Source organism: Ferrimonas marina, from assembly GCF_900129905.1.
Lineage (GTDB): Bacteria > Pseudomonadota > Gammaproteobacteria > Enterobacterales > Shewanellaceae > Ferrimonas > Ferrimonas marina.
This window is the reverse complement of sequence record NZ_FQXG01000001.1, coordinates 766,497-792,747: the sequence shown is the minus strand read 5'-3', so window position 1 is coordinate 792,747 and position 26,251 is coordinate 766,497. Positions and strand designations below refer to the sequence as shown.

Here is a 26,251-nt window from a genome sequence, read left to right as displayed (position 1 = left end):
TGGGTCGTTAGCTCAGTTGGTAGAGCAGTTGGCTTTTAACCAATTGGTCGAAGGTTCGAATCCTTCACGACCCACCACCTTCTCCTGCTTCTCTGTTTCCCTGTCGATTTGCCGTACGTTTTACCCTGCGCTGTTACCTGCGTTTGATCTTTAGAGATCCTCTCTGTCTCCGCTTTTGTTTCGTAATACTGCCATCGCTGCCTATTAGACTTTAATCTGAGACGGCCGAGTCACTACTGAGTAACATTCAGCTCTGTACTATGGTGTTAATGGCTATCGCGAGTTTTGTCACAAGAATTGCGACTTTTTGCTAATACGAAGTCCCCTGTGACTGCTGGATAGTACCTATGCATCAATAAAATGACAGGGAGTGATACAGGTGAACAGTTCCAAAGTGCTCAAGGCAACTCTAGCCCCTCTGAGTCTGGCCATGTTGGCGGCTGCGCCCTCAGCAATGGCAGAGACGGAATTCAAATTCGGTGGCTATGTGAAAGCTGATTTCATGGTCAGCAACTACGATAACGGCGCTCCGGACGACAGCAACCTGTCGCGCCAATTCTATGTTCCAGGCACCATCTACGGCGATCCCAACCGCGCCAACACAGTGACCGACTTCCAGGCCCGGGAAACCCGTTTCAACTTTACCTCTACCAGCGATATGGACGGTCACACCCTGAAGTTCTTCGTTGAGTTGGACTTCTTCACCACCAGTGACGGTAACGAGCGGGTTTCCAATAGCTACGCCCCGCGTCTGCGTCACGCCACCGTGACCTTCGATAACTGGACCGCCGGTCAGACCTGGAGTACCTTCCAGAACCCCGGAGCGCTGCCGGAAGCGCTGGACTTTGTTGGGGCGGCGGAAGGCACCCCCTTTGTCCGTCAGGGCCTGATCAAGTACTCCAACAATGGCTTCTCAGTCGCCATTGAGAATCCCAAGTCCACCTTCACCAGCACCGCCGGCGGTCGCATCGAGTCCGACTCCAGCTACATCCCGGACCTGGTTGCCCGTTATGACTTCAAGGGCGGTGACGCCAGCTTCTCCATCGCCGGTTTGCTGCGCTCGCTGGACATCGATGAGACCATCGGTGACACCACCTACGATGAGAGCGAGATGGGCTACGGCCTCTCCTTCGCCGGTGTTGTGCCGGTGTTCAACCGTGACGTGCTGAAGTTCATGCTCAACTACGGTGACGGTACCGGCCGCTACATCGCACTGAACTACGCCAATGCGGCGGTGCTGCGTGACGGCGGTGGTGCGGATACCATCTCCTCCATCTCCGGCTTCGTCAGCTATCAGCACTGGTGGAGCGACAAGTGGCGCTCCAACTTCACCGTGTCAGGCTTTGAGGCGGACAACCCGGGGATCCTGGATGGTACGACGGCCAACGAAACCTCCTACAGCGGCAACGTCAACCTGATGTTCTCGCCGGTTAAGCCTTTGACCGTTGGGGTAGAGTGGTTGTACGCCTTGAACGAGCGTGCCAACGGCGACGATGGCGAGCTGAACCGCTTTATGCTGTCGTTCAAGTACGCCATCTAAGGCAAACGCAATAAAAAAGGCCGGCATGATGCCGGCCTTTTTTGTGTCTGGGGTCCTTAGGCGTACAGGCCCAGGTGCTCCTTAGCGTAGGCTTCGAAGTCGTCGCAGCCGCCAACGTGCTTCTGATCAACAAAGATCTGGGGAACGGTAGCAACCGGCTTGCCCACGGTCTTTTCCAGTTCCTCTTTGGTCACACCCTCGGCGTGCATGTCGACGTAACGGAATTTGAAGTCGTCACGGGACTCCTGCAGGCTCTCGGCGATCTGCTTGGCGCGAACACAGAAGGGACAGGCGGGACGGCCGAAAATAACAACAAACATGGGCTTCTCCAAGGTCTAAGTCTGGAGGACGTTATACCACAGTTGGCGGCTCAATAAGCGCTGTCTGCGGTACGGAAGCGTCCTTTGTAATCAAATACGCATTCGATCACCCGCCAGAACCGTTTTTTCTCCAGGCGGGCAATCACAAAATCGGGGTGGCGGAACAGATGTTGGTGCGCCAGCACCTGGTCTCTGTCCTGCAGTCGCAGCGGCTGACCTGGATTCTTCAGGTGGTTGCGCGCGAATTGATGGTAAAAATGCCCTTTTTGCTGGGGTGAGTCAAAGTAAAAAGCCCGATTGAGCTCATCGCCATCTTCGTCAAACCAGCGCACCTTGAGCCTGGGCTTGCCCTGTTTGTCGCTGTCTGCCTCCAATTGGATGCCGCTGCAGCGCAGTACCTTGTAGTCCTTCAGTCGCAGCACCTCCTTGAGGCGTGCGTCCGGATCCACCAGTTGCTTGCCGCAGCCCTGGCACTGCCGAGCGGCGATGTCGTTCTCAGTCAGGCAATCAGGACACTCCTTAAAGCGGAAGCGGTAGTCGCACTGGGCGCTGCTTTCCTCGTCCCAGCCCTGGCAGCGGCGGCCGAAGTGCTCCAGCACCAGGCCATGGTCGTCGCTACGGCCCCAGAAGGCGTTGTCGTGGCCACACTTGGGGCAGGGCACGGAGACCGGCTCAGTATCCGGGTGAGGGCGTGGTTCGCCCACCTCGGGTGAGAACAGCGAGTAGCCGTTACCGGCGTAATCCAGCACCAGGCAATCGCTTTTGCCGGGGCTTAGGCGTAGGCCCCGACCCACCATCTGCTGGAACAGCGCCACTGAGTCGGTGCGTCGCATCAGCGCAATCAGATCCACATGGGGGGCGTCAAAGCCGGTGGTGAGCACCGCCACGTTGACCAAGAACTTCAGCTCCCGGGCCTTAAAGCGGGCGATCAGTTCCGCCCGCTCGGGCTTGGGGGTCTCGGCGGTCAACAGCGCCGCCTCACCCTTGGGCAGGCGGGCCAGGATCTCCTTGCCATGCAGCACGGTGGCGGCAAAGACGATGACCCCCTGGCGAGACTGGGCCTGCTCAACAATCTGCTGACAGATTAAGGTGGTGGCGCGGCCGCGAAACTCCGGGTCGACCTGCGGCAGCTCGCCGCTGTCATCCGGCAGCAGCCAGCTGGCCACGGCGCCGTCCACCAGGTTTGGAGGGGTCAGGTAGCCGTCCTTGATCAAGCGACTGATGGGCAGCTCGTAGACGCACTGGGCGAAGGGCTTGTCTTCCTGGCTGCGCAGGGTGCCATTGACGTGGCGCTGGTAGATCCAGCCACCATCCAGTCGATAGGGGGTGGCGGTGAGCCCCAGCAGGCACAACTTGGGGTTGACCCGCTGCAACTGCTGAAGCAGCGCCTGGTATTGGCTGTCTGTGTCCAGGCTGATGCGGTGGCACTCGTCGACAATGACAATGGAGTAGGGCTCGGTCAGCTGCTTAGCAATGCGGGCCAGGGACTGGACCGAGGCAAACACCACCTTGGCGTCGGTGTCCTTCTGACCCAGGCCGGCGGAGTAGATGGCGCTGTGCTCGCCAAAGGCGGCGAACTTCTCCTGGTTTTGCGCCACCAGCTCCTGCACGTGGGTCAGTACCAGTACCCGCCCTTTGGCCAGTCGGGCCAGCTCGGCGATCACCAGGCTTTTGCCGGCACCGGTGGGCAGTACCACCACGGCGGGGCTGCGATCACGGCGAAAGTGGCTGAGCACGGCATCAACCGCTTCCTGCTGATAGGGACGTAGTGTGTAGGCCATGGCGGAGGAGGATAGGGGATTCAAGCTGTTGCAAAGCGCCATCATAACAAAAAGCCCCGGCGGATGGCCGGGGCTTTGGACTTTCTTGCTCAGGGCTGAATTGCTTAAGGCTTACAGCACCATGGCCGCCACCCATCCGGACGCCAGCAGCGGCAGGTTGAAGTGGATAAAGGTGGGGATCACGGTGTCGCGGATGTGATCGTGCTGGCCATCGGCGTTAAGACCGGAGGTCGGGCCCAGGGTGGAATCCGAGGCCGGAGAACCGGCGTCACCCAGGGCAGCGGCGGTGCCGACCAGGGCAATGATGGCCGGTACGGAGAAGCCAAAAGCCAGGCCCAGCGGCACGTAGATGGTGGCGATGATCGGGATGGTGGAGAAGGAGGAACCGATCCCCATGGTGATGATCAGGCCAACGGCCAGCATCAGCAGGGCACCCAGCGCCTTGTTGTCGCCAATGATCCCTTGTACCGACTCCACCAGCATGGGTACTTCACCGGTGGCTTTCACCACCTCGGCAAAGCCCTTGGCGGCGATCATGATAAAGCCGATGTTGGCCATCATGTGTACGCCACGGGTAAAGGCGTCCTGGGCGCTGATCTCCGCCTTGTCGATGCCCGCCACGGAGAGCACCACGAAGCCCACCAGGGCACCGAAGATCATGGAGCCGGTCCACAGCTGAACCGCCAGAGCCAGCACGATGGAGAGCAGAGCCACCTGGATACGGCGCGGGTTCAGCTCGGTGTGCTCCGGCTCGGTGGCCAGGGTCTGGGCCACGTCGTAGTCCCGGGGCTTGCGGTAGCTGATGAAGATCGCCACCAGCAGGCCGGCCAGCATGCCCAGGGCGGGGATCACCATGGCAGCGGCCACGTCATTAACGCTCAGCGCGGCGATGCTGTTGTCGTCCACCAGCGCCTGCAGGCCATTGTTGAGCAGGTTCTGCAGCAGCAGGCCGTCCTGGAAGATCAGGCCAAAGCCCAGCGGCACCGCCATGTAGGTGGTTACCAGGCCGAAGGTGATGATACAGGCCACCATGCGGCGGTCCAGGCGCAGCGACTCCATCACGTGCAGCAGCGGCGGGATCAGGATCGGGATAAAGGCGATGTGTACCGGTACCAGGTTCTGAGACATCACGGCCATCGCCAGGATCGCCATCAGCAGCAGTGTGCGCACGGTGCGCACCGCGGAGGCATCCGGTGTCTTACCCAGGCGCTGGATGATGGCGCGGGACAGCAGATCGGTGATGCCGGTGTGGGCCAGGGCTACGGCAAAGGCGCCGAGCAGGGCGTAGGCCAATGCCACCTCAGCACCGCCCCCCAGGCCAGCGTTGAAGGCGGAGATGGTGTCGTTGATCCCCATGCCGGCGGTCAGACCGGCGATCAGGGCACTGGTGATCAGGGCAATCACCACGTTAACCCTGGCGACGCTCAGGGCCAGCATCAGCACAACGGCGATAATGACGGCATTCATAATAAAAGATGGTTCTCGCTTTTCTTGTTCTATCGGAAGATTGCTCTATGGCCGGTTCATAGTAAGCAAACTGCTCGATGAGTCCAGAGAAAGGTGAATTACGGTCATAAATAACCTTTAAACAGAGATATCTGTCAAAGAAACCAGATTCGGCAAGATTCATTTTTCCTGCCGGCACAATCGAAAAAGTCGCTTGGCTTAGCGCTTGTGCCGTCAGGCTCCCTCCCTATAATGGCCCCATCGGTTAGCAAGGTTGCTAACTATCGAAAAAATATAATCATTGGAGAATCCCATGAGCGTACTCGTAGGCCGTCAAGCCCCGGACTTCACCGCTGCTGCCGTACTGGGCAACGGTGAGATCGTTGATAACTTCAACCTGGCGTCTGCCATCAAAGGCAAGCCTGCCGTGGTGTTCTTCTACCCGCTGGACTTCACCTTCGTGTGCCCCTCTGAGCTGATCGCCTTTGATCACCGCATCGAGGAGTTCCGCGAGCGTGGTGTTGAGGTTATCGGTGTTTCCATCGATTCCCAGTTCAGCCACAACGCCTGGCGTAATACCCCGGTAGAGCAGGGCGGCATCGGTCCGGTTCGCTACACCCTGGTAGCCGACGTGAAGCACGAAATCTGCCAAGCCTACGACGTTGAGCACCCGGAAGCCGGCGTAGCCTTCCGTGGCTCCTTCCTGATCGACAAGGAAGGCCAGGTACGTCACCAGGTAATCAACGACCTGCCGCTGGGTCGCAACGTTGACGAGATGCTGCGCATGATCGACGCGCTGCAGTTCCACGAAGAGCACGGCGAAGTGTGCCCGGCTCAGTGGGAGAAAGGCAAAGCCGGTATGGACGCCTCCCCGGACGGCGTTGCCCGCTTCCTGTCCGAGAACGCCGAAGGCCTGTAAGCCTCGTCGTTACCAAGACAGAAAAAGCCGCCTTCGGGCGGCTTTTTTGATGCCTTGAATATCTCGAAATGCCATGGCCGTTCCGCCTCGCCCTAACACAATTGGTAGGTTGGGCAAGCCGGCTTTTTTCTGATCCAGCAATCGAAAATGCCGTAGGGTGTGAGCCTTGTCAGCTTTTAGGCAGGCCCTATAATGGGCCCAGCAGTTAACGGCATCGTTAACTTACTGGATGACAATTCAAACACTTGGAGATTAGCATGAGCGTACTCGTAGGCCGCCAAGCCCCGGACTTTACCGCTGCTGCCGTACTGGGCAACGGTGAGATCGTTGAAAACTTCAACCTGGCCTCCGCCATCAAAGGCAAGCCGGCTGTGGTGTTCTTCTACCCGCTGGACTTCACCTTCGTGTGCCCCTCTGAGCTGATCGCCTTCGATCACCGCATCGAGGAGTTCCGTGAGCGTGGTGTTGAGGTTATCGGTGTTTCCATCGATTCCCAGTTCAGCCACAACGCTTGGCGTAACACCCCGGTAGAGCAGGGCGGTATCGGTCCGGTTCGCTACACCCTGGTGGCCGACGTGAAGCACGAGATCTGCCAAGCCTACGACGTTGAGCACCCGGAAGCCGGCGTAGCCTTCCGAGGCTCCTTCCTGATCGACAAGGAAGGCCAGGTACGTCACCAGGTGGTGAACGACCTGCCGCTGGGCCGTAACGTTGACGAGATGCTGCGCATGATCGACGCGCTGCAGTTCCACGAAGAGCACGGCGAAGTGTGCCCGGCCCAGTGGGAGAAGGGCAAAGCCGGTATGGCCGCCTCCCCGGACGGCGTCGCCCGCTTCCTGTCTGAGAACGCTGAGAGCCTGTAAGCCTCGCCACAGACACAAAAAAGCCGCCCTTGGGCGGCTTTTTTATTGGCTAAAAATGGCTTGGCTGTTGTTGCTGCCTAGCACCTAGCACCTAGCACCTAGCACCTAGCACCTAGCACCTAGCACCTAGCACCTAGCACCTAGCACCTAGCACCCAGCACCTAGTTAGGGCGCATCGGCATCCGCCGGTTGCGGTGCAATGGGCGGCCAGCCACCCAGGGATTTCCAGCGATTGACGATATGGCAGAACAGCTCGGCGGTGCGCTCGGTGTCGTACAGCGCGGAGTGGGCTTCCTTGTTGTCAAAGGGGATCCCGGCGGCGCGACAGGCCTTGGCCAGGACTGTCTGACCCAGGGCCAGGCCGGACAGGGCGGCGGTATCGAAGCTGGCAAAGGGGTGGAAGGGCACCCGCTTGAGCTTGGCCCGCTCGGCGGCGGCGTTGACAAAGCCCTGATCAAAGGCGGCGTTGTGGGCAACGATGATGGAGCGGTTGCAGTCCGCGGCCTTCTGGCCCTTGCGTACCGCCTTGAAGATCTCCGACAACGCCTCCTGCTCGGTCACGGCACCGCGCAGGGCACTGAAGGGATCGGTGATGCCGTTGAACTCCAGCGCCGCCGGCTCCAGGTTGGCCCCCTCAAAGGGCTGCACATGAAAGTGATAGGTCTGATCCGGCTTGAGCCAGCCCTCCTCGTCCATCTTCAGGGTGACGGCAGCGATCTCCAGCAGGGCGTCGGTTCGGGCGTTGAAACCCGCGGTCTCGACGTCGATGACTACCGGGTAGTAACCGCGAAAGCGTTGGGACAGCAGGTTGGGGTTGGCTTGGCTCATGAAACTCATCGGGCTGAAAAAGGGCGTGCATTATCTCAGAGCCGGGGCCCGGATGAAAAGGGGCGGATCCGGGCTAAAGCTCTGGCTTTGGGTGCCGATACCCCCAATGACAGCGAGAGAGAGGTTAGAGAATGATCCGATGGATGGCCCTGCTGCTGCCGATGGTGGCCAGCGCCTCAGAGCCCAGTGCACGACAATACCTGGCCCCGATTGAGGGCTCCCAGTGGCAGCTGGAGCAATCCACGCCACTGCAGTGTGTGCTGAGCCACGAGATCCCAAGGTATGGCAAGGCGGTGTTTGTCAGCCGTGCCAATAAGGAGCTGAACCTGCATTTCACCCTGGAGATGCGGCGCAAGCCCGAGGCCCTCACCGACGTCCGGCTGGCCTCGGTGGCACCGGCCTGGCGCCCCGGCATCCCGGCCAAACCCATTGCCGAGCTGAACTACTTCAGCCACTTCGATGGCGAGCTGGAGAAGCAGGGGGCCTGGAACGTGCTGGCAGAGCTGGAGCAGGGCTGGCAGCCCACCTTTTTCTACAACGACTGGCACCATCAATCACCGGTGTCCGTTGGCCTCTCTGCCGCCAATTTTGGCCGTGAATACGACGCCTTTGTCGATTGCCTGGATGGGTTGCTGCCCTATGGCTTTGAGGACATCGCCTTTACCGTGCTGCACCACGATAAAGAGGGTCAGCTGACCCGGGACTCGCTGCGTCAGCTGGAGCGCATTGTCACCTTCCTGTCGCTGGATGAGCGGGCGGATCTGGTGCTGCTGGATGCCTACACCGACAGCTACCGCTCTGAGCTGACCAACATGGCGCTGACTCGCCAGCAAGCCGAAGACCTGAAGGATCGCCTGGTGGCTGCCGGTGTCTCCGCCGAGCGGATCGTTACCCAGGGCCACGGTGAGAAGCGTCACATCGCCCGTAACAACAGCGAGCGTGAGCGGGCACTCAACCGCCGGGTTACCATCCGCCTGGACAGCGTTATCTGAGCTTGTCGCAAGCAATAAAAAAACCGCCTTTCGGCGGTTTTTTTGTGTCTGGCTTTGGCTTAGCGGTTGAAGCTGAGGCGCTGGCCAACGGGCTGCTGGCTGGCGTTCTGGCCGTCGAACACGTGGTGGCCACCGACCCAGGTACCGGCGATGGTCGAGCGCAGGGTTTGCCCCTCCCAGGGAGACCACTGGCACTTGTACAGCAGGTTGTCCTTGCTGACGGTGTAGGGCGCATTGAGATCCACCAGGGCCAGATCGGCGTGGTAGCCCTCGCGCAGGTAACCGCGCTCCTTCAGGTTAAAGCGCTCCGCCACCGCGTGGCTGGTCTTCTGTACGATGGTCTCCAGTGACAGCGCACCGGCATGGTAGTGCTCGAACAGGGAGAGCAGGGCGTGCTGAACCAGCGGCACACCGGAGGGGGCGTTGAAGTAGGTCCCCTGCTTCTCCTCCCAGGTGTGGGGGGCGTGGTCGGTGGCGATGATGTCGATGACATCGCGGCGCACCGCGTCCAGGATGGCCAGGCGATCCTGCTCGGTCTTGATGGAGGGGTTGCACTTGATCTGGGCACCCAGGCGAGCGTAGTCCTCGTCGCTGTAGTACAGGTGGTGGACACAGGCCTCGGCGGTGATGTTGGCGTCCTTCAGGCTGGCCAGGGACTTGCTGGGCTCAAACAGGGCCAACTCGTCGGCGGTGGAGATGTGCAGCACGTGCAGGCGGGCGCCGTGCTTGCGGGCCAGCTCGATGGCCAGCTTGGTGGACTTGATGCAGGCCTCGCGGGAGCGGATCTCGCCGTGCAGGTGCATCGGTACCGCTTCACCGTACTTGGCACGGGCCGCCGCTTCGTTGGCGGCGATCATCGGGGTGTCTTCGCAGTGGGTGGCGATGGGCACCGGCGCGTTGGCAAAGATCCCGGCCAGGGTCTCCGGGTTGTCCACCAGCATGTTGCCGGTGGAGGCGCCCATGAAGATTTTGATGCCGCAGGCGGCGCTCGGGTCCATCGACTTGATCACGTCCAGGTTGTCGTTGGTCGCACCCAGGTAGAAGCTGTGGTTGGCCACGGACACCTCGGCGGCGCGGGCAAACTTGGCTTCCAGCGCCTCGATGTTGGTGGTTTGCGGGTTAACGTTGGGCATCTCCATAAAGGAGGTGATACCGCCGGCCACCGCTGCGCGGGACTCGGTGGCCATTGACCCCTTGGCGGTCAAACCCGGCTCACGGAAGTGCACTTGATCGTCAATCATGCCGGGGATCAGCAACTTGCCCTGGGCATCCACGACCTTGGCGTCGGCTGGCGCAGTGATCTGGCCGCCGATCTGCTCGATGCGGCCATTCTTGATCAGCAGGTCGCCCTGCTGGCGGATCCCTTCGTTGAGGATTTCGGCATTGGAGATCAATGTGGTTGTCATAGGGGTCTTCGTCTTGTGATAGGGGATAGGGCGGTGCTTATAATAGACTTTTTGTGACCCCATGCCCATCTAAGGAGCATTTTTGATGGTTCGTTTCGCCCCGCTTTTCGCCTTGATCTGTTTACCTTTCTCTACAGCTGCGCTGGAGTTGCAGGGGGAGTTGACCCAGGGCAGCCTGATCCGCGGACAGACCCAGCCGGGGGACAGCGTCAGCCTCAACGGGGAGGCATTGCCGGTCACCGAGCAGGGTGCCTTCGTGTTTGGTTTTGGCCGTGATGCCGAGTTGCAGCATGAACTGGTGATCCTGCGGGACGGTGAGAGTGAAAGCCATGCCCTCACCCTGAAGCCCCGGGATTACGACATCCAACGCATCGAAGGGATTGCCCGCAACATCATGCAGCCCAGCCCGGAAGCCCAGGCCCGAGCCGCCGAAGATGCCGAACAGGCCTACCTGGCTCGGGAACGGTTTGAGCCTCGACTCGATTGGCAGCAAGACTTTATCTGGCCACTGACTGGCCGCATTACCGGCGTCTATGGCAGTCAGCGGATCTTTAATGGTGAGCCGCGCAACCCCCACTATGGCATCGACATCGCCGCCCCTACCGGCACCCCGGTGGTGGCGCCGGCAGATGGGGTGGTGACCCTGGCGGTGCCGGACATGTTCTACTCCGGCGGCACCTTGATCATCGATCATGGCTATGGGGTCAGCTCCACCATGATCCACCTGAGTAAGATCCTGGTCGAGCCGGGCACCGAGGTAAGCCAAGGCGATGCCATCGCCGAGGTCGGCGCTACCGGTCGTGCTACCGGGCCCCACCTGGATTGGCGCATCAACTGGCATCAACAGCGACTGGACCCGGTGCTGCTGGTACCGCCGATGCCCTAACGACGGCCAACAGATTCTAAGGAGCTAGGGATGGATCCCCGATTCGATACCCCGCCCAGTCGCCAGGGCAGTGACAGCATCAAATGGGGCCGCTATGCCGGCCGGGATGTGTTGCCGTTCTGGGTGGCGGACATGGATTTTGCCGTGGCCCAGCCGATCCAGCAGGCGCTGGAGCAGCGGGTACAGCACGGCGTGTTTGGCTACGCGGCGGTGCCCGATAGCCTTAAGCAGGCCTGCGTCGACTGGCTGGCTCGCCGTTGGGGCTGGCTGGTGCCCCCCAGCCACCTGGTGGCGGTACCGGCGGTGATGCCCGGTGTGAACTTTGCCGTGCGCGCGCTGGAGAGCCCCGGGGCGCTGGCCACACCGGCGCCGCTGTATGGCCCGCTGACCCAGGTTGCCGATAACCTGACCCTGCCACTGCACCGCTTTGCCGTGGCGGCCGAGCAGGGCTGGGATCTGGACCAACTGGAGAGGGCCCTACAGCAAGGGGCACGCACCGTCCTGCTCAGTGTGCCGCAAAACCCGATAGGCCAGCGTTTTACCGTTGAGCAGATAAACGCCCTGGGGGCGCTGCTGGAGCGATACGACGCGCGGCTTATCTGCGATGAGATCCACGGTGATCTCATTCTCGATGGCCAGCCCCACCGGCCCCTGGCGCTGACCCCGGCACTGGCCCAGCGAACCCTCACCCTGATCTCCGCCGGCAAGAGCTTTAACCTGGCCGGTCTGCCCTTTGCCTTTGCCATCGTGGCGGATCCCAAGTGGCGTCAGGGGCTCAAGCGGGTGTTACAGGGCCACGCACCGGCCAGCAACGTGCTGGCGATGGCGGCTACCGAAGCGGCCTGGCGAGAGGGGGAGCCCTGGCTGGAGGCGTTGCTGACGTATTTGCGAGGCAACCGGGCGCTGATGAGTGAGCAACTCGATGGCATTGAGGGAGTCCAGTTGCACCGAACCGATGCCACCTACCTGGCCTGGCTGGATTGTCGCGCGCTGGGCTTTGATCATCCGGCCCGGCACTTCGAGCGCTTCGGTGTGGGGTTGTCCGATGGCTCCGAGTTTGGCGCACCCGGTCATGTCCGCATCAACTTTGGCTGTGCCCGGGCTACCCTGGCGGAGGGGCTAAAGCGGCTTAAGGCGGGCATCGCGGCGGCATAGAAAAGGGCACCCGATTGGGTGCCCTGTTTGTTGGATGCTGCTACAAGTGCGCTTCAGCGCAGCCCCAGCACCTCGCGGATGTCCCGGGGGTGTACCTTCACCGTCAGGCCCTGGTGCTTAAAGGCCACGGTGGGATTGGGGTAGGGCTCATTGTCGCCCTTGGGGCAGCTGGTCTTGATCTCGATGCCTAAGGTGCCGTCATTAAGCACCGGCCACTTGGCGATCACCGCCGGGATCTGGCGCACCGCGGCCAGCATCTGCTCCTCGTTCTCTGCCTCGCTGGGCAGCACCAGCTCCACATGCTCCCAGCCATCGGGGCGCTTGCGGCCATCGGGGTAGGGCAGCTCCACCAGATCGATGGCCCAGGGGCCCACCTGGATGGGGGTATTGAGCTGGATAAGCAGGATGGGCCGGCCGTTGATCTCTTTCTCCGACAGCAGGGTGCCGTTCTCCAGCAGCTTGGCGCGGATCGCATCCGCGTCGCTGCGCTCGGTGAAGCGCACGGCGATGTGGTCTGCCACCAGGCGGGCACGAACCAGTCCCAGTCGGTCCGCCAGTTGGCCCACCCGTTGAGCAAAATCGGGCAGGCTGTCCATCAATTCTTGGTATGTCATTCTCGCTTCCAGCTGGCGCTGGCAAGCAGCTCGCCAGCAAAATCCATGACCTTAAAAGTCGTTCCATCAAAGTGGCCAAAACTGGCTCGATGGCCACCCTTGGGCAGGGTGACGGAGCCAGGATTGAAGTAAAAGCGACCCTCTCGCCATTCCGCCACCGGCAGGTGGGTGTGACCATAGGCGATGCCATCCCCTTCGGCCAGCGGCGGCAGGTTGTCCGGGCCCATGGTGTGGCCGTGGGTCAGGCACAACCGACGCCCTTCGATCAGCAGCCAGTTGTACTCCGCCAACAGGGGAAACTGGCACAGCATCTGGTCCACTTCGCTGTCACAGTTGCCTCGAACTGCAATGATCTGGTCCGCCATGGCGTTGAGCCGTTGCGCTACTGCCTGGGGATCGTAGCCTTCCGGGATCGGGTTGCGGGGACCATGATTGAGCAGATCGCCAAGTAACACAAGGGTTTGCGCGCCCAATTTTTCTTTCCATTGCAGCGCTTGTTCAAGCGCAGTGATTGAACCATGAATATCGGAGACAAACAGCATAGTGGCGGGGGTTGGGGTCAAATTTGCCGACAGTTTACTGGCTTGGGCACACCGCTGCCAGTGCTACGCGCTGGTCTGTTCAGTGCAGTCATGGGCGAGGATAAAAACCACTGTCCTTGGGCTAGGCACTGGTGTACCGTGAAAGAAGATGAAAACAAAATGTTAACATCCGTGACTTGGACGCCAGGGAGGCAGTATGGACAGCAAAACCTCGCAACAGATCGTCAGCGGCCCATGGGACAATCGCAGCAATGAGATGGAGGAGCAGTTGCCCAGTGCACTGGTCGCCACCATGTGGTTGTGCTTGCTGCAGGCGGTAGAACAGCGCTACCTGGATGAGTTGGGTGATTGCAATATGGCGGTGGCCTTTGACCTTGGTATTGCCGTGCAGGTGGCCGAAGAGGAGTCGATCCCGTTGGCGGATCTGATGGTCGAGGTGTTCGAGTTCTACAATGAAAAGCTGGAGCTGTCGCTGCCCAGCACCCCGCTGGCGGTGCAGGTAGCACGAAATTATGAGACAGCGCTACAAACCCAGCATTTGCTCCACTGATTTGCTGGAAGCTTAACCAATCCTAACTGCGGATCATGGAGTTACGCAGCGAAACTCGCGCTCAGTGCAGACAGCTGATAGGCTTTCGAATGAGAATTGAAACCGAGGGTTTGCCCACTATGAAAAGCGTGTTCGGTGCCGTTTTGGCATTGACTCTGGGAGCGTCAGCCGTGGCCGCGGATTACAAACAGGTAATTGGACCGGTAGCCCGACTGAACGTGATCGAGGCGGATTTGGAGATGATGGCCCGGATCGATACCGGGGCCTCCAAGACCTCCATTCACGCTGAGCAGATGGAGGTGCTTGGCGGCAATCTGGAGGACTGGGACGACAACATCGGCAAAACGTTGCGGTTTGTCACCCAGGACATCAGCGGTGAGCCGGTGACCATCGAGGCCCCCATCGCCAAGGTCAGCCACATCCGTAATTCCCAGGGCAGCGAGGATCGCTACGTGGTACCGCTGCGCATTGGCCCGAAGGGGCAGGAGAAGGAGGTGCTGGTGACCCTGAAAGACCGCACCCCGATGACCTACAAGCTGCTGATTGGCCGTAACTGGCTCAAGGGTGACTTCTTGGTGGACGTAGAGCTGCCCAAAGAGAAGTGAGTTAGCCGAACAAACAAAAACAGGACGCCATGGCGTCCTGTTTTTTATTGCGCGCTGTTAATTACAGACGCACAACGTTCGCAGCTTGCGGGCCCTTGGGACCTTGCTCAACGTCGAACTTCACAGCCTGGCCTTCGGCCAGGGACTTGAAGCCGTCGCCTTGGATAGCGCGGAAGTGAACGAATACGTCACCGCCACCGTTGTCCTGGCTGATGAAGCCGTAACCTTTATCGTCGTTAAACCACTTAACGGTGCCTGTTGCTTGAGACATAGCCTCTCCTGAATCGAGATAGTGTTTACATTGCACGCAATTTGCTACCGGTGATGCCTCCAGGCACCTTCGGTGGGTGAAGCGCTTCTCGACCACAGGCCTTGCGGTTGGAACTGTTGAGCGGAAGGTTCAAGATCAAATTGTCGCTGCCTTGTCCTTGGCGGACTGTTGCAATATAACACAGCGATTGGAGTTTCACATTCCTTGGGCTATGTCAACTCCATGATCTTGGACGAATTCGCCAAATATCTGTCGAACCGGATCCAGCCTGACCACTACAGATTGGGGCTGTTGATAGCAACAACCACCAAATCCGCCATTTTTGATCCGGAAACCAGTCAAAAAAAATTAATTATATTAATTGTTTACCAGACTCTCAGTACCAGGCCTTTGAGGTAGAAACCCTCAGGGTAAGCACTGCCGATCGGGTGGTCTGCCGCCTGCGTCAGTTTTTCGACAATCTGGGCTTCACGATGGGCATCGAGGGCGGCGTCGGCCACGATCTTCTGGAACAGCGGCGCGTCCATCAGACCAGAGCAGGAGAAGGTGAGCAAGATACCGCCAGGCTTGAGGCAGCGCATCGCCACCATGTTGATGTCCTTGTAGCCGCGACAGGCGCCGGGCAGCTGCGCTTTGTTGTCGGCGAACTTGGGCGGGTCCAGCACAATCACGTCAAACTGTTCGCCATTATCCCGGTACTGGCGCAGCAGCTTGAACACGTCCGCATCCAGGTTGGTCAGGCGCGCCACATCCAGGCCGTTCAGTTCGGCGGTCTGCTGGGCCAGGGCCAACGCCGGCTTGGAGACGTCAGCGTTGATCACCTCCTCAGCACCGGCCTTGAGGGCGTAGGTGCCGAAGCCACCGGTGTAGCTGAAGCAGTTGAGTACCCGCTTGCCCTTGACGTAACGGCTGGCCGCCAGGCGGTTGTCCCGCTGGTCGATGTAGGCGCCGGTCTTGTGGCCGGTCTCAACATTCACCAGCAGCTTCAGGCCGTTCTCCTCAAACGGCATCGGCTGCGGCGGCAGGGTACCGTGCAGCAGGCCTTTCACCGGCGCCAGCCCCTCCTTCTTGCGCACATCCACGTCGCTGCGCTCATAGATGGCGCAGTCGGGGTATTGGGCCTTGAGTGCCTCCACCAGCAGCTCCCGATGACTTTCCGCGCCGGCACTGAGCAGCTGGCACACCAGCACATCGGCAAAGCGGTCGATGGTGATCCCTGGCAGGCCGTCGGATTCACCGGCCACCAGGCGGTAACCGGTCAGGCCATCACGGGCGATCAGGTCGTCACGACCCGCCTGGGCCCGGGCCAGTTTGCCGGCAAAAAAGTCCAGGTCGATCTTCTCATCCTGGTTGAAGGTCCAGATCCGCACCCGGATCTGTGACTCCGGCGAGTAGGCGCCGCGGCCCAACCAGCGGCCATCACTGGCCAGCACCTCAACGGTGTCACCCAGCCCAGGCTTGCCCTGCACATCTGCCACACCGTTGGAGAACACCCAGGGGTGTCGGCGCAGCAGGGATTTGTCTCGAGATCGTTTCAGGATGATTTTCGCGGTCATGACGGTGTTTCCGGCAGGGTGATGAGAAAGAGGGCGGATTGTAGGCAGCGGGGCCACAACAGGCAAGTGCGCCAAGCGCAAATCGCCCGTTAAGCTGCTGCTCTGTCGCCGTTTTACCAGCGGGCATTGAACTTGGTCGATGGGCTGAGCCAGCAAAACGCCTTTTGAGGCGCCAGTTGGTTCTGCATTTTAATGACCGGATGGTCCTAGCTGAACCCAATCTGTTGCAAACCCCAACCCAACGGTCAAAACCTGTGCGCAATGATCGGCTGTCGCAAAGTGACCATTGACTGCACAGGTCGCTTCCCCGATGGTGCCGCCTCCAGCCACGTTGGTGACCGTTAGACCCTGAATAAGAGCGTATCGAATGAAAACCCTGCCCATCGGCCTGGCCAAATTGGCGTCGCCGTTTCTTCATTATCTGCAGCAAAGCGGCCACAATCCGGCGCTGCTGCGCCAGATGTTCCCCTTTGAACAGGCGGATCTGGAGGGGTGCGGCCGCTATCTGCCCAGCTATGCCATTGGCCTGGTAGCGGAAGGAGCGGCACAGCTGACCGGCAAAGCTGACCTGGGCTTTCGTGCGGCTGAAGTGATGGGCTTTTCGGTACTGCCGCAGCCGATGAGGCAGGCGATTACCCAAAGCGACGATGTGCTGACCGGTCTGGTTCGAACCCTTGAGCAGCAGCATCTGCTCGGCTCCCACGCCAGGCTGGAGATGAGCGTCAGCGGCAACCTGGTGACCCTGTCTCATCAAAGCGCCTTGTCGGTGCGCAGCCGTGGCCACGACCACGCCACCAATTTCACTACCGCGATGCTGCTGGCCCTGTTGCGGCACTATTTTTCCGATCAGTGGACGCCGATGGAGATCGGCATGGCCGATCGCCGTATCAGCCCGGAGCTGCTGCAGCAGCAGACCGGTTGCAGCCAGGTGTTGGAAGACAGCGACCAGAACCAGATCCGGTTCTGGCTGTCTCAGGCCAGTGAAGAAGCCTCGCTGCAGTTTGAGCAAAACAGCGAACCCTTTGAGCGATTGATGGCGGTAATGAATGCCTACTGGCGCCATCCCCAGTTCAGTCTGGAGTTCGTCGCCCACCTGTTTGGGGTGTCCGAGCGCACCGTGCAACGTTTGCTGGCTCGCCATGGCGTGCGGTTTCGTGACTACCACAACGGCAAGAAGGCCGAGGAGGCGCAAAACATGTTGCGCCGCGGCCAGACCGTGGCCCAAGTGGCGGAGCAACTGGGCTACAGCGACCCTTCCAACTTCAGCCGGGCATTGAAACGCCAGACCCGCTGCTGCCCCAGTGTGTTGCGCGCGACCAATTGAGGTTGTCGTAAAGTGATACATACCGGTGCCAGGCGCGCCGGTATCCTCTGCAGTCCCCTAATCTGCCCGTTTCGGGCTTGTCACGGCATTCACCCCTATGAGTTCCCATCAACACCCTCATCGCGCCTACCTTGAGGCGTTTTCGCTCGACAGCTTTGTACAGCCCGGCGAGCGCGCCAGTTGGTACTGGCAGAACCTGGCCTGCGTACTGCCCAGTGCGCCACTTCGACCCGCGGGCACCTTTTCGCCGCTGGAGCGAGAGCTGTTACCCCGTGGACCGGTCTTGTCTGTGCGCTGCGGTGACACCCGCCTAGGTGAACACTTGGGTGGGCTTAAGCCGGAAGTGGACGGCATGATGATCCTGCAGCACGGCAAGGTGGTGTTTGAACAGCACAACCTGGCACCGGAAACCCACCATGTCTGGATGAGCTGCGCCAAGTCACTGGCGGGGGTGCTGGTGGCGATGCTGGTGGAGGAGGGGAGAGTCGATCCGGCCCAGCCGATGGCCAGCTATATGCCCCAGACCGATGGCACCGCCTGGGGAGCCATTCCGGTGAGGGACGTGCTCAATATGCAATCGGGCATCGATGCGGTTGAGGATGCCAGCAGCCGGGCCAATGGCGAAGCGCCGATCCGCCGACTGTTGCAAAGTGAGTTTGGTTCCGAGCCGGATTATCTCAATACCCTGTTGGGCCTCAACCCACTTCGGCCTGCGGGAACGGCATTTCAGTACAGCTCCGCCAATACCCAGATGCTGGGGCTGCTGATCGCCGAGGTGGAGCAAGCCAGCCTGACCCAGGTGCTGCAGCAGCGGATCTGGTCCAAGGCAGGTATGTCCACCACCGCCAACCTGGCGCTGACCCCCGACGGGTACGAGGTGATCCATGGCCTGCTCAGCTCCACCTTGGAGGATATGGCGCGCTACGCCCTGCTGCTGACAGACAGCTGGCACGCCACTGCTTCAGAGCGGGTGATACCCGCCGCAGTGGTGCAGCGCATCCAGCAGGGGCACAACCCTGAGCTGTACCAGGTGTGCCCCAGCGCGGCGCCCTTTGCCGCTTTTGCCGAAGAGTGCGCCCTCGGTGCCAGCTACCAGTTCGATGCCATCTGGGCAGACGGCGATCTGTTCAAGGGCGGCTTGGGTGGCCAGGGCCTCTATATCTCACCGGAGCGGGACGCCGTGGCGGTCTGGTTCAGTAATCGACCGACGGCGCAAAACCTCTGTGGCCATGTTCGTAAGTTGATGCAATCCCTCTGATTTCGTGCTGTGCCGTTCGGCGCAGCACCCATGCAATGCAAGCCATAACAACAGCCATTGTTGTGCGGTTTGCTGTTCCTTATCGCCAGGCGAATACAGCCTGGCGTGTTATCCAGTAAGAAAGACCGAAGCGTTAAATGAGAAAGACCACCTTGTGGCTCCCAATGAGCCTGTTACTTCTGACTGCATGCAGTTCTGAGACTGAAACACTTGAGCCCCGCCAGGTACGCCTGACCGCCACCGGCAGCGAACTGGCGGCCAGCCAATCCGATTACCAGCCCCACCGGGGCCGTATCCTGTCCGGTTATCAGCTCCAGGTCGCTGACGCTAAGGGCGAACGCACCCTCGAGGGGATTAACCTGAACCAGGGTGTCGAGCTGACCCTCTACGGGGCCGCCGATCTGAGCTTGTCTCACCCCGAGTTCCGGGAGCTACAGGCGCCTAGCAGCCACTACGCCCTGCAAGGCGAGGTGCGGGTAGGCCAGTACGACACCGCTTTCGAGATTGAGATGCACAACCGCCGCTGGGGTATGGTGGCGGTGCAGGCCGATGAGGCGCAAAGCGATCTGCCCACCCTGGACGATCAACCGCTGCAAGCGGAGCCGGAATTCCAGTGGCTCTATGCTCCGGAGTCCAGTGTGCCTTACCTGCTGGTGGTGCCCACCTACAAGGGCATCGTCTATGCCGATCACAGCCCCAAGGCGGGTCACCTGCAGCGCTACATTCTGGAGATCGACGACACCCAGGGCGTTATCAAGCTGAAGGATGAGTGGGTGATGGACGATCCGGAGTCGCTGCGTCCGGGCACCGAGTTGGATCAACTGATTGAAAAGTATGGCCTGAACGCCGAGGCCACTCAGGCGCTGTGTCGCCAGGATACGGCGCAGTGTCGTGTTCACCGCAGTGAGCTTGAGCAGGACGAACTGGTGCTGCTGTGGCAAAGCGAAGACGCGGACCATGCCATCGGTCTGGCCTTCGGTGAGGCACAGCAGCCGGGCCAGCCTCGGCTCTACGTTGCCTCTCAGGGGGAGCGCGCCAGCCAGGCCTGGCTGCACACCCAGCACGCCAAGCCGATGCTGGCGGTGCATCGACAAGCTGACCAGGAAACCCTGTGGCTGGATGATGGCAGTGTGGCCGCTGCCGAGTTTGCCCAGCAGTGTGTCGACTCGCCGTTTTGTCGTCTGAAGATGGGCAGTGACAACATTGAGATTGCCGAGCCGATGGCGGCGGTGAAGCAGTACCTGTCCACCCTCTAGCCAGACGGGGGTGAGGGTGATGGCAATCTGGCCAGTTACGCCCTCATCCCCTGCCGGGGATTTGCCAGTTATGCTATGACTGTCCGCCACATAACCCGCAAGGCTCACATCGATGACGAAACCCTGGGACGGCGCTCAAGCGCAAAAGTTCGCCAACAACATCTACGGCACCAGCAAAGGTAAGGTCCGCGAGGCGGTACTTTGGCAGCAGCTCAGCCAGCGATTGCTGCCGCAATTGCCTGCCGGCGCGCCGGTATTGGATGCCGGTGGCGGCCAGGGCCAGATGGGACTGCGGGTGGCTGCCGAAGGGCATCCGCTGATCCTGACTGACTTGTCCGAAGAGATGCTGGCCATCGCCCAACAGCGGGCGGGGGAGAAGATGCTGTCGGACCGGGTTCGCTTCCTGCAAGGGCCAATCCAGCGGCTGGATGAGCATCAGCTCGGCCAGTTTGATGGCGTGCTGTGCCATGCGGTACTGGAGTGGTGTGAGCAGCCCAAACCGGTGCTGGCGGTGCTGGCGGACCACCTCAAGCCGGGTGGTTTGCTGTCCTTGGCGTTCTTTAATCACCAGGGGGCGGAGATGCACAACCTGGTGGCGGGCAACTTTGACAACCTGGGTGAGGCGATGACCCAGGCCAAAACCCGACGGGTACGCATGGTGCCGCAAAATCCACTGAAGAATGCTGAGGTGATCCAGTGGCTATCGGATCTGGGCCTGGTGGTAGAGCATCAATGCGGAGTGCGTGTTATCCACGACTACCTACGGGACAAATCACTGCAGCAAAGCCAGCTGGAGCGCTTGATTGAACTGGAGCTGGCCTACTGCGACAAGCCGCTGTATCGCGAGCTTGGTCGTTACACCCACCTGTTGGTGCGCAAGCCCGGTTAGCAAATCGACCTTGGCGCGGGGTCAAATGCGTAAAGCTAGGGGCCTGACGCCATAAGCGGGATCTATCCACCCTTGCGAATGGGTTCCATTCGCGCCCATACTGGAGCCTCCTGGTAAGGCAAGGAGAGCGCATGCAGCTTCATCGATTCGGCGGATACATCCAAACCATCTACCTGGCGGAGTACGACCACGGTCTGCTGCTGCTGGACGGTTGTAGCCGAGCGGACGTGGGCACGGTATTGCGCTTTATCCGTGACAAGCTGCGCCGACCCATTACTGACCTCAAACTGGTGGTGGTTACCCATATGCACCCGGATCACGCCGGCGCGGCAGGGCGGCTCAAGGCGCTGACCGGTTGTCAGATCGCCTCCGGCGAGGCAGAGCGGCATTGGTACAGTGGCCTGGACGGGCGGCTAATGCACCTCACCGATGTTGCCCTGGCCCAGTACGTCGCCACCCGGCTCAAACGTCGTCGCCGTAACATCTGGTATCCGGCCAAGTTACACCCGGACGTGGTGCTCAGTGATGGCCAGCCACTGCCGGGTTTTGAGGAGTGGCAGACCGTCACCACCCATGGCCACACCGACCGGGACATCTCTTTGCATCACCTGCCCAGCCGCCGCATCTATGTGGCGGATCTGATGGTTAAGGTTAAGGGCCGCTACGTGCCGCCGTTCCCCATTTTTCACCCCAACCGCTACCGGGAGTCGCTGGCCAAGGTGCGGGAGCTGGAACCACACTCGGTGATCCTGGCCCACGGCGGTGAGGTACGGCTGACCGACAAGGAATATGACCACCTGGCGACCCTGGCGCCCCGTAAGCCCAAGACCCACTGGCGAGCGGTGAAGGCGCGTTTTCAGCGGGCCTTGCTGCCCGGGGCGGGACACTAGTCTTGCCCGACTCACATAATGGCCAAACCGACTAACACAACGGGGCCGCAGCGAATGCTGCGGCCCCGTTTCTTTTTACGCGCATGCCAAGGGCAGGGCGCTTAGGCGGCTTTGCGCCAGGGCGGGTGACGGCGCTCCATCTCCTCCAGCTTCTGTTGCTGCTCGCCCGGTGAGCCGGTGTTGCGTGCCAGCAAGCGATACAGCCCGGGGATCACCAGCAGGGTCATGATGGTGGCTACCAGCACACCAGCGAAGATCACCGTGCCGATGGCGGCGCGGGATTCCGAGCCGGCACCGGAGGCCAGCATCAACGGGATGCTGCCGGCCAGGGTGGTGATGGCGGTCATCAGAATGGGGCGCAAGCGCTGTCCGGCACCGTGGCGGATGGCGTCATCAAAGGCCTCGCCCCGGTCCCGCAGCTGGTTGATGAACTCCACCATCAGGATGCCGTTCTTGGTGGCCAGGCCGATCAGCATAATGAGCGCGATCTGGGTGTAGATGTTCAGCTCCAGCCCGGTCAGCAACATGCCGGCGAAGGCGCCAGTCAGCGCCAGCGGCACCGTGAGGACGATCACCAGCGGGTGGACAAAGCTCTCAAACTGGGCGGCCAGCACCAGGAACACCACCACCAGGGCCAGGGCAAAGACCACCCCCATGGAGCTGGCGGAGCGCTTGTACTCCAGCGATTCGCCCTTGTAATCCAGGGTGGCGTTGCTGGGCAGCTCGGTCGCGACCAGGTGTTCGAGATAACTCAGCGCCTCACCCAGGGCGTAGCCGTCGGCCAGATCGGCGGTGAGGGTAATCGCCTTGCGGCGGTTGTAGTGGCGCAGTTCGCTGGGTTGGCCCTCCACCTCCATCTCCACCAGGGAATCGAGCCGCACCAGCATGTCGCCCTGGTTGGAGCGCAGGTAGATGTCGGCAAGATCGGTCACGCTGCTGAAGCGTTCCCGCGGGGCGCGGACGTGGACGTCGTACTCCTCGCCGTTCTCTATGTAGGTGGTGATGTTGCGCCCGGCCAGTACCGTCTCCAGGGTGGTGGCGATGTCTGCCACTGAAACCCCAAGCTCATGGGCGTAGGCCTGGTTGATGCGGGCGCGAAGCCGCGGGGTGGTGGGTTGGTAGTCGCTGTCCAGATCCAGCAGTTTGGGGTTCTCGGCGGCCAGGGTCAGCAGCTGTTCGGTCCAGCCATGCACCTGCTCATAGCTTCCACCACCGATGACGATCTCCACCGGGTTACCGGCGCGACCACCAAAGCTGGTGGGCACGATGGGGATGACGCGAAAGTCGGTCATCGGGCTCAGCGCTTTACGGATGGCACTGCCCACCTCGAACACGCTCTGTTGGCGCTCTCCCCAAGGCACCAGGTCGACGATGAGGATGATCTCATGCTCACCCCGTCGGCCCGGGTTGCGCAGTGCCATGGAGGCGATGGGTCCGTTGGGGGCTTGCAGTGAGGCCAGGCGCTGCTCCGCTTCATCCAGCGCCGGCTGAACCGCGTGGAAGCCGGTGCCTTCGGTGGCACGCATCACTACGTAGAGTCGGCCCTGGTCTTCCCGGGGGACAAAGGACTGGGGCAGCAGACTGTAGCTGCTGGCGATAAAGCCGACGCTGAGCAGCACCAGCAGGGCCGCCAGGTAGCTGTGTTTGAGCAGCCCCTTGAGCAGACGGTCGTAGCCTCGCTCCAGCGCCGCAAAGACGCGCTCAATCAGGCGGTGAAAGCCGTTGGGGGTGACATTCAGGCTGAGCAGACGGCTGCCCATTACCGGCCCCATGGTCAGAGCCACCAGGGTGGAGATGCTGACGGCGGCGGCCAGGGTGATGGCGTATTCCCGAAACAGCAGGCCGGCGGTGCCGCCCATCAGGGCGATGGGGATAAACACCGCCAACAGCACCAGGGTGGTGGCGATCACCGCCATGCCGACTTCACGGGTGCCTCGATAGGCGGCCAGCATCGGTGGCTCACCCATGTCGATGCGGCGGACGATGTTCTCCAGCACCACGATGGCGTCGTCCACCAGCAAACCTACCGCCATCACCAGCGCCAGCAAGGTAATCAGGTTGATGGAGAAGCCGAACAGACCGATCACGGCAAAGGTGGCCAGCAAGGAGACCGGCACACTGACCGCGGGGATCAAGGTGGCCCGGGCGCTGCCAAGGAAGCTGTAGATCACCGCAATCACCAGCGCAGCAGTGATTGCCAGGGTGGTATAAACCTCGTCGATGGCGCTTTCGATGAACACCGAGCTGTCCGACAGCGGCACGATCGCCATCCCCTCCGGCAGGAAGGGCTCAATACGGGCGATCTCCGCCTTGATCCCCGCCACCACGTCCAGGGTGTTGGCATTGGACTGCTTGAGGAACTCCATCATCACCATGGGGCTGCCGTTGACCCGCAGCACCCGCTGGTCGTCCTTGGCACCGGTACGCACCTCGGCGATGTCGGACAGGCGCAACAGTGAACCGTCGTTGTTGCGACGGACGATCAGGTTGCGGTAATCCGCGACGGTCAGGTAACTGCGCTCCAGTCTAATGCTGTAGCTGCGGGCGGGATCGGACAGGTTACCCGCCGGGGCTTCCAGGTTTTCATTACGCAGGGCGTTTTCGACGTCCGTTACCGTGACCTGGCGACTGGCCATGGCCACCGGATCCAGTTGCACCAGCAGGGCGTAGGGGCGATCACCGCGAAGCTCAACGGTGCTGACACCATCGAGCAGGCTGAGCGGCTCCACCAGCTGGCGCTCGATGTAGTCGGTCAGGGCGACGGCACTGAGACGTTCAGAGGAGACAGCGAAGCTGATAACCCCATCGCCGTCGGCGTCGCTTTTCTCCACCGTGGGGGGATCCATGTTGCGGGGCAGGCTGCGCTGGGCTTTGGCCACGGCATCTCGTACATCGTTGGCCGCCGCCTCGAGATCGCGGTTGGGCTCAAACTCGATGCGCATCCGGGCGCGGCCCTCCCGGGCCACCGACTGGATAGCCCGCAGGCCCTCAATGCCGGAGAGCTGATCCTCGATCACCTTGTTAACCCGGGACTCGATGATATCTGCTGCAGCGCCGGGGTAGTTGGCTCGCACTGAGACCACCGGCGAGGCCACGTCTGGGTACTCCCGCAGGCTCAGAGACTGGATTGCCAGCACCCCGAACACAATCAGCAGTAGGTTGATCACGCAGGCGACCACCGGGCGTTTGATGGCCAGATCGGACAGGATCATAGCGTCATCTCCGTCTGGTTCTGCACCTTGCTGCCATCACTGAGGTGGCTGACGCCGCTGGCAACGATCTGATCGCCCTGGCTCAGTCCATCGAGCACCTGGGTGGACTCGCCCTGGCTGCCACCCAGGCTGACCGGAACCTGCCGGGCTCGCTGCTGTTCGTCCACCCGGTAGACGTAAGCTTGGGAGCCGCGGTAGAACACCGAGCGGGTAGGCACCACCAGGGCATCGCTTTGGCCCAGGGTCAGGGTGATGCGGGCCAACAGGCCAGGGCGCAGTCGCGAGTCGCCCTTAGGAAGGCTGGCGCGTACCCGGACATTACGGCTTTGTGGGTCGACCGACAGTTCAATACTGCTGATGTTGGCATCGAAGCGCGCCCCGGGCCAGGCATCCAACTGCAGGCTGATGGGCTGCCCCAGTGCCAGTTGCGACAGGTAGTGGCTGGGCAGGTGGAAATCCAGGTAGAGGCTGTCGGGATCGGTCAGCTGGGCTAGGACCTCACCACGCTGAACATACTGGCCGGGGCTGAGCTCGCTAAACCCCAGTACGCCGGTAAAGGGGGCAGTGAGGCGGTAATAGGAGAGGGTGACCTGCTGGGCGTCTTTTTGCGCGGTGGCTCGGGCGACGGCGGCTCGTTGCTGCAGCAGGCTGGATTCGGACACCGCATTGCTGTGGCGCAGCCGCTCTAACTCCTGCAGTCGGCGCTGCTCCTCCTGCAGATGGGCACTGGCGTCTGCCAGTTGTGCGGCGGGGAAGCGGCTGTCCAGCGACACCAGGGTCGCGCCCTGTTCCACTGATTGGCCATCCGCCATCATCGCCTCGGTAATGAAGCCATCCACCTGGCTGGTGATGTCGATCTGGCGGCGGGCGTAGATGGTGGCCAGGGCATTGAGGCGGTCACCCCAGGCCGCGGTAGCGACGGTATGGTACTCCACCGGCTTACCGGATTCGCTGGCGGACAGGGGCAGGGCAGCGACCAGGCTGGCAAGCAGCAGGGCACTGAAGCGTGGGAATCTCATGGTTCTCAATCCGTTGTTTGGCACATCATTTGGCGCAGGGCCTTCCTTGTTGCTTGCAGCATACCGCGAACCGGGCCCGAACCGGATCCATCAACGCCGGCTTTTTTGTATCAAAATTGTCGCAAAGTC

Annotated in this window: 24 protein-coding genes and 1 tRNA gene; 14 read left to right on the top strand and 11 right to left on the bottom strand. The window is 61.1% G+C overall.

What is annotated here, in order from left to right:
* Position 1 precedes the first annotated feature (1 nt).
* A tRNA-Lys gene (locus tag BUC04_RS03640) sits at positions 2-77 on the top strand.
* A 353-nt stretch (positions 78-430) separates the two neighbouring features.
* On the top strand, positions 431-1,540 hold the full coding sequence (locus tag BUC04_RS03635; protein WP_073325570.1) for a DcaP family trimeric outer membrane transporter: 1,110 nt from the start codon (positions 431-433) through the stop codon (positions 1,538-1,540).
* Between the two features lie 56 nt (positions 1,541-1,596).
* Here the strand turns inward: BUC04_RS03635 and BUC04_RS03630 are convergent, their stop codons facing one another.
* From BUC04_RS03630 to BUC04_RS03620, 3 genes are all read right to left on the bottom strand, one after another.
* Complete coding sequence (locus BUC04_RS03630; RefSeq protein WP_067658794.1) at positions 1,597-1,860, bottom strand: GrxA family glutaredoxin; 264 nt, start codon at positions 1,858-1,860, stop codon at positions 1,597-1,599.
* 50 nt (positions 1,861-1,910) lie between these two features.
* On the bottom strand, positions 1,911-3,641 hold the full coding sequence (locus tag BUC04_RS03625) for a DNA repair helicase RadD (protein ID WP_067658791.1): 1,731 nt from the start codon (positions 3,639-3,641) through the stop codon (positions 1,911-1,913).
* Positions 3,642-3,752: 111 nt separating this feature from the next.
* The gene (locus tag BUC04_RS03620) at positions 3,753-5,108 is read right to left on the bottom strand and encodes a Na+/H+ antiporter family protein (RefSeq protein WP_067658787.1); all 1,356 of its coding nucleotides are present in this window, start codon (positions 5,106-5,108) and stop codon (positions 3,753-3,755) included.
* Between the two features lie 292 nt (positions 5,109-5,400).
* Here BUC04_RS03620 and BUC04_RS03615 point away from each other — a divergent pair, with 292 nt between their 5' ends.
* A complete protein-coding gene (locus BUC04_RS03615) occupies positions 5,401-6,006 on the top strand; it encodes a peroxiredoxin C (protein ID WP_067658784.1) in 606 nt (201 codons plus the stop codon).
* Between the two features lie 257 nt (positions 6,007-6,263).
* The gene (locus tag BUC04_RS03610) at positions 6,264-6,869 is read left to right on the top strand and encodes a peroxiredoxin C (protein WP_067658781.1); all 606 of its coding nucleotides are present in this window, start codon (positions 6,264-6,266) and stop codon (positions 6,867-6,869) included.
* 165 nt (positions 6,870-7,034) lie between these two features.
* On the opposite strand, the gene rnt is transcribed toward BUC04_RS03610, so the two are convergent.
* The gene (gene rnt / locus BUC04_RS03605; protein ID WP_143165521.1) at positions 7,035-7,706 is read right to left on the bottom strand and encodes a ribonuclease T; all 672 of its coding nucleotides are present in this window, start codon (positions 7,704-7,706) and stop codon (positions 7,035-7,037) included.
* Between the two features lie 122 nt (positions 7,707-7,828).
* On the opposite strand from rnt, the gene BUC04_RS03600 reads away from it, so the two are divergent.
* The gene (locus BUC04_RS03600) at positions 7,829-8,689 is read left to right on the top strand and encodes a flagellar protein MotY (RefSeq protein ID WP_067658775.1); all 861 of its coding nucleotides are present in this window, start codon (positions 7,829-7,831) and stop codon (positions 8,687-8,689) included.
* A 59-nt stretch (positions 8,690-8,748) separates the two neighbouring features.
* Here BUC04_RS03600 and BUC04_RS03595 read toward each other — a convergent pair whose 3' ends face one another.
* Positions 8,749-10,095, bottom strand: coding sequence for a dihydroorotase (locus tag BUC04_RS03595; protein ID WP_067658772.1), 1,347 nt, complete (start codon positions 10,093-10,095; stop codon positions 8,749-8,751).
* A gap of 85 nt (positions 10,096-10,180) precedes the next feature.
* On the opposite strand from BUC04_RS03595, the gene BUC04_RS03590 reads away from it, so the two are divergent.
* Both BUC04_RS03590 and BUC04_RS03585 read left to right on the top strand, forming a co-directional pair.
* Positions 10,181-10,981 carry a M23 family metallopeptidase gene (locus BUC04_RS03590; protein ID WP_067658769.1) on the top strand — a complete coding sequence of 267 codons (801 nt, stop codon included), beginning with the start codon at positions 10,181-10,183 and terminating at the stop codon, positions 10,979-10,981.
* Positions 10,982-11,011: 30 nt separating this feature from the next.
* On the top strand, positions 11,012-12,136 hold the full coding sequence (locus BUC04_RS03585; protein ID WP_067658767.1) for a MalY/PatB family protein: 1,125 nt from the start codon (positions 11,012-11,014) through the stop codon (positions 12,134-12,136).
* 53 nt (positions 12,137-12,189) lie between these two features.
* Here BUC04_RS03585 and BUC04_RS03580 read toward each other — a convergent pair whose 3' ends face one another.
* Positions 12,190-12,750 carry a VOC family protein gene (locus tag BUC04_RS03580; protein WP_067658764.1) on the bottom strand — a complete coding sequence of 187 codons (561 nt, stop codon included), beginning with the start codon at positions 12,748-12,750 and terminating at the stop codon, positions 12,190-12,192.
* Positions 12,747-13,292: a phosphodiesterase gene (yfcE, locus tag BUC04_RS03575; RefSeq protein ID WP_067658761.1), complete on the bottom strand. Its 546-nt coding sequence runs from the start codon at positions 13,290-13,292 to the stop codon at positions 12,747-12,749. Before yfcE ends, BUC04_RS03580 begins: the two co-directional genes overlap by 4 nt.
* Positions 13,293-13,488: 196 nt before the next feature.
* Here yfcE and BUC04_RS03570 point away from each other — a divergent pair, with 196 nt between their 5' ends.
* Both BUC04_RS03570 and BUC04_RS03565 read left to right on the top strand, forming a co-directional pair.
* Positions 13,489-13,842, top strand: coding sequence for a hypothetical protein (locus BUC04_RS03570; protein WP_067658758.1), 354 nt, complete (start codon positions 13,489-13,491; stop codon positions 13,840-13,842).
* Between the two features lie 119 nt (positions 13,843-13,961).
* Positions 13,962-14,447 carry an ATP-dependent zinc protease family protein gene (locus BUC04_RS03565; RefSeq protein ID WP_067658755.1) on the top strand — a complete coding sequence of 162 codons (486 nt, stop codon included), beginning with the start codon at positions 13,962-13,964 and terminating at the stop codon, positions 14,445-14,447.
* A gap of 61 nt (positions 14,448-14,508) precedes the next feature.
* Here the strand turns inward: BUC04_RS03565 and cspE are convergent, their stop codons facing one another.
* Together cspE and BUC04_RS03555 are read right to left on the bottom strand one after the other, a co-directional pair.
* Positions 14,509-14,718, bottom strand: a complete 210-nt coding sequence (gene cspE, locus BUC04_RS03560; RefSeq protein WP_067658753.1) for a transcription antiterminator/RNA stability regulator CspE — start codon at positions 14,716-14,718, stop codon at positions 14,509-14,511.
* A gap of 365 nt (positions 14,719-15,083) precedes the next feature.
* Positions 15,084-16,274: a class I SAM-dependent methyltransferase gene (locus tag BUC04_RS03555; protein WP_067658751.1), complete on the bottom strand. Its 1,191-nt coding sequence runs from the start codon at positions 16,272-16,274 to the stop codon at positions 15,084-15,086.
* A gap of 367 nt (positions 16,275-16,641) precedes the next feature.
* Here BUC04_RS03555 and BUC04_RS03550 point away from each other — a divergent pair, with 367 nt between their 5' ends.
* From BUC04_RS03550 to BUC04_RS03530, 5 genes are all read left to right on the top strand, one after another.
* Positions 16,642-17,598, top strand: coding sequence for a helix-turn-helix transcriptional regulator (locus BUC04_RS03550; protein ID WP_067658749.1), 957 nt, complete (start codon positions 16,642-16,644; stop codon positions 17,596-17,598).
* A gap of 97 nt (positions 17,599-17,695) precedes the next feature.
* Complete coding sequence (locus tag BUC04_RS03545) at positions 17,696-18,856, top strand: serine hydrolase domain-containing protein (RefSeq protein WP_067658746.1); 1,161 nt, start codon at positions 17,696-17,698, stop codon at positions 18,854-18,856.
* 164 nt (positions 18,857-19,020) lie between these two features.
* Positions 19,021-20,112, top strand: coding sequence for a hypothetical protein (locus BUC04_RS03540; protein ID WP_067658743.1), 1,092 nt, complete (start codon positions 19,021-19,023; stop codon positions 20,110-20,112).
* 112 nt (positions 20,113-20,224) lie between these two features.
* The gene (locus BUC04_RS03535) at positions 20,225-21,001 is read left to right on the top strand and encodes a methyltransferase domain-containing protein (protein WP_067658740.1); all 777 of its coding nucleotides are present in this window, start codon (positions 20,225-20,227) and stop codon (positions 20,999-21,001) included.
* Between the two features lie 131 nt (positions 21,002-21,132).
* Positions 21,133-21,891, top strand: coding sequence for an MBL fold metallo-hydrolase (locus tag BUC04_RS03530; RefSeq protein ID WP_067658737.1), 759 nt, complete (start codon positions 21,133-21,135; stop codon positions 21,889-21,891).
* 101 nt (positions 21,892-21,992) lie between these two features.
* Here the strand turns inward: BUC04_RS03530 and BUC04_RS03525 are convergent, their stop codons facing one another.
* Positions 21,993-25,103, bottom strand: a complete 3,111-nt coding sequence (locus BUC04_RS03525; RefSeq protein ID WP_067658734.1) for an efflux RND transporter permease subunit — start codon at positions 25,101-25,103, stop codon at positions 21,993-21,995.
* Positions 25,100-26,122, bottom strand: a complete 1,023-nt coding sequence (locus tag BUC04_RS03520) for an efflux RND transporter periplasmic adaptor subunit (RefSeq protein ID WP_067658730.1) — start codon at positions 26,120-26,122, stop codon at positions 25,100-25,102. Before BUC04_RS03520 ends, BUC04_RS03525 begins: the two co-directional genes overlap by 4 nt.
* Between the last annotated feature and the right edge of the window lie 129 nt (positions 26,123-26,251).

Excerpts from the sequence above, each read along its gene's own strand:
- BUC04_RS03540 (WP_067658743.1), top strand. The coding sequence starts at position 19,021 with ATGAGCCTGTTACTTCTGACTGCATGCAGTTCTGAGACTGAAACACTT.
- BUC04_RS03595 (WP_067658772.1), bottom strand. The coding sequence starts at position 10,095 with ATGACAACCACATTGATCTCCAATGCCGAAATCCTCAACGAAGGGATC.
- BUC04_RS03600 (WP_067658775.1), top strand. The coding sequence starts at position 7,829 with ATGATCCGATGGATGGCCCTGCTGCTGCCGATGGTGGCCAGCGCCTCA.
- BUC04_RS03620 (WP_067658787.1), bottom strand. The coding sequence starts at position 5,108 with ATGAATGCCGTCATTATCGCCGTTGTGCTGATGCTGGCCCTGAGCGTC.
- BUC04_RS03630 (WP_067658794.1), bottom strand. The coding sequence starts at position 1,860 with ATGTTTGTTGTTATTTTCGGCCGTCCCGCCTGTCCCTTCTGTGTTCGC.
- BUC04_RS03550 (WP_067658749.1), top strand. The coding sequence starts at position 16,642 with ATGAAAACCCTGCCCATCGGCCTGGCCAAATTGGCGTCGCCGTTTCTT.
- BUC04_RS03555 (WP_067658751.1), bottom strand. The coding sequence starts at position 16,274 with ATGACCGCGAAAATCATCCTGAAACGATCTCGAGACAAATCCCTGCTG.
- BUC04_RS03535 (WP_067658740.1), top strand. The coding sequence starts at position 20,225 with ATGACGAAACCCTGGGACGGCGCTCAAGCGCAAAAGTTCGCCAACAAC.
- BUC04_RS03570 (WP_067658758.1), top strand. The coding sequence starts at position 13,489 with ATGGACAGCAAAACCTCGCAACAGATCGTCAGCGGCCCATGGGACAAT.
- BUC04_RS03580 (WP_067658764.1), bottom strand. The coding sequence starts at position 12,750 with ATGACATACCAAGAATTGATGGACAGCCTGCCCGATTTTGCTCAACGG.
- BUC04_RS03615 (WP_067658784.1), top strand. The coding sequence starts at position 5,401 with ATGAGCGTACTCGTAGGCCGTCAAGCCCCGGACTTCACCGCTGCTGCC.
- BUC04_RS03530 (WP_067658737.1), top strand. The coding sequence starts at position 21,133 with ATGCAGCTTCATCGATTCGGCGGATACATCCAAACCATCTACCTGGCG.
- BUC04_RS03520 (WP_067658730.1), bottom strand. The coding sequence starts at position 26,122 with ATGAGATTCCCACGCTTCAGTGCCCTGCTGCTTGCCAGCCTGGTCGCT.
- BUC04_RS03585 (WP_067658767.1), top strand. The coding sequence starts at position 11,012 with ATGGATCCCCGATTCGATACCCCGCCCAGTCGCCAGGGCAGTGACAGC.
- BUC04_RS03625 (WP_067658791.1), bottom strand. The coding sequence starts at position 3,641 with ATGGCCTACACACTACGTCCCTATCAGCAGGAAGCGGTTGATGCCGTG.
- yfcE (WP_067658761.1), bottom strand. The coding sequence starts at position 13,292 with ATGCTGTTTGTCTCCGATATTCATGGTTCAATCACTGCGCTTGAACAA.
- BUC04_RS03545 (WP_067658746.1), top strand. The coding sequence starts at position 17,696 with ATGAGTTCCCATCAACACCCTCATCGCGCCTACCTTGAGGCGTTTTCG.
- BUC04_RS03525 (WP_067658734.1), bottom strand. The coding sequence starts at position 25,103 with ATGATCCTGTCCGATCTGGCCATCAAACGCCCGGTGGTCGCCTGCGTG.
- BUC04_RS03635 (WP_073325570.1), top strand. The coding sequence starts at position 431 with ATGTTGGCGGCTGCGCCCTCAGCAATGGCAGAGACGGAATTCAAATTC.
- BUC04_RS03590 (WP_067658769.1), top strand. The coding sequence starts at position 10,181 with ATGGTTCGTTTCGCCCCGCTTTTCGCCTTGATCTGTTTACCTTTCTCT.
- BUC04_RS03610 (WP_067658781.1), top strand. The coding sequence starts at position 6,264 with ATGAGCGTACTCGTAGGCCGCCAAGCCCCGGACTTTACCGCTGCTGCC.
- BUC04_RS03565 (WP_067658755.1), top strand. The coding sequence starts at position 13,962 with ATGAAAAGCGTGTTCGGTGCCGTTTTGGCATTGACTCTGGGAGCGTCA.
- cspE (WP_067658753.1), bottom strand. The coding sequence starts at position 14,718 with ATGTCTCAAGCAACAGGCACCGTTAAGTGGTTTAACGACGATAAAGGT.
- rnt (WP_143165521.1), bottom strand. The coding sequence starts at position 7,706 with ATGAGTTTCATGAGCCAAGCCAACCCCAACCTGCTGTCCCAACGCTTT.